Origin of the sequence: Metabacillus niabensis, assembly GCF_902829255.1 — a bacterium.
Taxonomy (GTDB): domain Bacteria; phylum Bacillota; class Bacilli; order Bacillales; family Bacillaceae; genus Metabacillus; species Metabacillus niabensis.
Map to the genome: position 1 here is coordinate 1 of NZ_CADEPK010000308.1, position 4007 is coordinate 4007.

General features: G+C 32.8%; 3 protein-coding genes. 2 read left to right on the forward strand and 1 reads right to left on the reverse strand.

From position 1 onward, the window contains the following. Nucleotides 1–24 precede the first annotated feature (24 nt). Nucleotides 25–1518 carry a Ppx/GppA family phosphatase gene (locus HU235_RS17865; protein WP_095299166.1) on the reverse strand — a complete coding sequence of 498 codons (1494 nt, stop codon included), beginning with the start codon at nucleotides 1516–1518 and terminating at the stop codon, nucleotides 25–27. A 476-nt stretch (nucleotides 1519–1994) separates the two neighbouring features. On the opposite strand from HU235_RS17865, the gene HU235_RS17870 reads away from it, so the two are divergent. Beyond that, nucleotides 1995–2489, forward strand: coding sequence for a L,D-transpeptidase family protein (locus tag HU235_RS17870; protein ID WP_095299128.1), 495 nt, complete (start codon nucleotides 1995–1997; stop codon nucleotides 2487–2489). Nucleotides 2490–2587: 98 nt separating this feature from the next. Further along, nucleotides 2588–3880, forward strand: coding sequence for an MFS transporter (locus HU235_RS17875; RefSeq protein ID WP_174881100.1), 1293 nt, complete (start codon nucleotides 2588–2590; stop codon nucleotides 3878–3880). Nucleotides 3881–4007 lie beyond the last annotated feature (127 nt).

Genomic DNA, 4007 nt, shown 5'->3' on the forward strand with positions numbered 1-4007 from the left:
AAGTACTACCATTATGAATTTAGCTTAAGAAAATTGTTGATAAGAAAAATGGACTTGAATTGATTTCTTCACTATTTTTTCCAAATGTTTTTTCTGTTTTTCTACTTGATATTGTTCAGGCTTAAAATCTGTTCTGCAAACAATGAAAAAACTAAGGGTATCGTCATTTACTTGCAACTCCATATTTTTAATAATATTACGATTCGTTGCATTTAAACTATAAGCAAACTTTATTATGGCACCTAATAGACGATATTTTGTTAGCTCCTCCTTTGTAAACCATTGATTAAATAGGCGAATATTTTGTTTAAAAGAAGATTTGTTTGTATAGGATGCAATTAAAGCAATAATTAAACGTTCCCGATGCATTAAACCGTCAATTGTCCGATTTGCCAATAAGTAAAACGTATGTTGACTGCTAGACTCTGCATCAATGTATTTTCCGATATTATATACATGTGCACCACGTTTTAATAAATTCACATCGTTTTTATCTATTGAGACTAATCCAGATTTATTTAGTAATTCAACGATTGTAAGTGCTGTTTTTGTAACATTGAAAACATGGTTAACATTAATTTGAAAGTCAGTCGCTAACTCATAAAAGCTTTCCTCAATAACATTTGGAAACAAGGTAACTCCAAATTCCTTCGTTAGCTTTTCATAAAACACTCCATCTCTTAATCCCTTTCGACTTAAAACAAATTTGTCTGCACCTACAAATTCCATTAATGATTCAAATACTTCAACTGCAGGAATAATAAGGTCTGCACGATCCTTTGATAACCCTTCAACACGCTGCAAGTCTTCAAAAGATAAAGATTGTAAATATGTATTAATTAAATGCACTTCATCAACATTCATCATATATTGATGCAAACCCGCAAGTGGATAATTAACATATTCATGATGGATTTGTACCATATTACGTGCACTACCGCCAATTCCAATAATCGGCAATTTCTTATTTTTTAGCCAGTCTAATGTGGAAAATTGAGTTGATAAAAAATTGCGTAAGTTCATTAGCTCTTCTAGAGTTGGTGTTTCTCCTTTTACAAATTGCTTTTTTAATGAAAGTGCTCCAAAGGGAAAACTATGAAAGTTGATTAGCTTTCGATTTGCAAAATACGTCAATTCTGTGCTTCCTCCACCAATATCAATGGTGATGCCGTTTTCAATTGAGGTGGAATTGACAACTGCTAAATAGCCATAGTACGCCTCTTCATATTCTGATAAGATACGCATTGCAAAATCTGTTTCCTTACTAACTCTCTCTAAAATCTCTTCTTTATTAATTGCTTGACGAATTGTTGCGGTTGCAACACATTTCACATCATCTAACTTATAATGTCTTGTTACCTCCTGAAATGTATGGAGTGTATTAATAAGCAAATTTACGCCATCATCTTCTAAAACCTGCTCTTCTGTCAAATAGTTGCGAAGTCTCACGACTGCTTTCACATTTTCAATTTCCTTTAATCGACCACTTTTTTCTCTCATGTAAATGACAAGTCGCATTGTGTTTGAGCCAATATCAACAATTGCGTATTTTCCTTGAACCACGATTGTTCTCACACCCTATTCTTTTTTGATGAGCTGCTCTTTTATTCTAATTAAAAATAGTTCACTGTAAATGCCAAGTAACTTAATCAAAATAAAACGAGCAGTACCGAACTAATCCTCTAAAATAAGGTACATTATACCACAATCCAACATATCGTATACTGGGATTTTTATATTTGGCTATATTCGTAAAACTTTATTGCTAACTACCTCGTAGAGAGTGGTTAATTTTCATACAGATGCTAAGCTTTCTATGGAGTGTGCAGTGAGCATCTTCGTTATAAAGAGCCTAATATTTCAATAAAACTCCCGAATATTCGTCTGAAAATGAGTGTCATTTCCACAACAAACCTTCATTCATAACTTCAAGAGAAAATCTATATTGTTCATTTAAAGACATTGTTTATAAAAACCTTTTAAGGAGGATTGCTATGATTCATACTGTTCGCCAAGGTGAAACGTTATCTATCATTGCTGCTAATTATCGGATACCGCTAAATCAATTATTAATTGCGAATCAAATTTCCAATCCAAACCTCGTTTACATCGGACAAAAAATCGTCATTCCCAACTTACCTGATCCTGAAACAATTCCATATAGTATTCATATTTCCGTTTCAAATAAACGTTTAACTTTATACTTAAACGGACAAGTTGTTAAAGAATACCCTATTGCAGTTGGAAGAATGGTTACTGCTACACCGATAGGAGATTTTGTCATTGTTAATCGACAGACTAATCCTGGTGGCCCATTTGGTGCAATGTGGTTAAGTTTATCAAAACTACACTACGGTATCCATGGAACAAATGACCCTTCCTCTATTGGTAAAGCCGTCTCTCATGGATGTATACGAATGTTCAATAAAGATGTATTAGAGCTTTCATCACTAGTTCCAAACGGGACAAAAGTTTTAATAAGACCTTAAGATTTTATTAAGATTTTGTAAGTTGCGTATTCAACAAACAATAAATCCCTTATAATGACAAATGTAATAGTGGATATCGACACTTAAGGAGCGAACAAATGAAAATTTTTCATAATAAAAATTTTGTAAAGTTGTTTTACGCAGCTTTATTTTCACAAATGGGAACAACAATTGGCAATATGACATTTGCCTTCTATCTATTAGACCATTTTAGTAATCAACCATCATACGCTACGATTGCTGAGCTTATGTATTCTTTACCTACAATTTTGGTCTTTTTTCTTGTAGGTGTTGTTGCAGATAAATTTGACAGAAAAAAGGTTGCAGAAAATTGCGATTGGGTTCGAGCAGGGTTAACAATTGTTTTATTTGGAGCTTTATTCTTAAATTCTATTCCAATCATTTTTCTTATTCTCTTTTTACGCAGTGCAGTAACAAAATTTTTCTTTCCCGCTGAAAATAGCCTTGTCCAAGGGATATTGAATAAAGAACAGTACGCACAGGCAGCTGGCTTAAATCAAATGCTGTTTAGCATATTTATGGTGTTTGGTGTTGGGATCGGGGCTTTTATCTATAAAACTGTAGGAATTCATGGCGCAGTGATTGTTGATTTTATAAGCTTTATTATTTCGGCGTTGTTAATTAAATCATGTAAAATCCCAATTTCTGCACGACTTCCGAATGGACAGGTCAAGTGGAAGGATATCAGTTTTAAATCGTCAGTAACTGATTTTAAAGATGGTATTGTTTATATTATTAAAAACCGTCTGTTAGCATCTTTAGTATTTGGTTTTTTCATTTTCGGAATTGTCAATGGAGCATTTGCTGTATTGCCAATGTTTACAATGAAATATGAGCTAACTTTAGACAACTATGAATGGTATGCCTCGCTTTTTGCCCTCTCATTAGGCTTAGGCTTATTAACAGGGAGTGGAATAGGTACAGTTATTGCAGCAAAATTCAAGCCATATCAATTAATGGTTTTTCCTATCTTTATTGCAAGCCTACTGATCTTCTTCCTTGGCTTTACAAATAGCGTAACTTTATTTTTAGCAATTGTTTTCATTATCGGTACCTGTCTAGGACCAATTAATATCGCAATTGGTGGATGGATGCCAAAAATTGTCCATCCAAAGCTAATGGGGAGAGTAAGTGGATGGATAGATCCTTTAATGATGTTCGCTCAATCGTTAACTTTAGGATTAATTGCTATTCTGTTTCCAAAAGTCATTGCATCAATTGATTACTTATATTATGGTATGGCAGTGATTATTCTTATCGTTGCTTTATTCTATGCTTTAACACTGCCAAAATTAAGTAGAGCATTTGATTTAAAAGAAAAGAAAATTAAACGAAAGCAACAAACAAACCCTAATATTCATATAATTTAAAGAAGAAGACGTAACGTCTTCTTTTTCCTTTTATTCATCATTCATTTATTGTAAGAACATGTAGCTTTATTGAACTATTTGTTTTCTAAATTATTTGTTGCTTTTTACTAGCTAGCAAGTATAATTT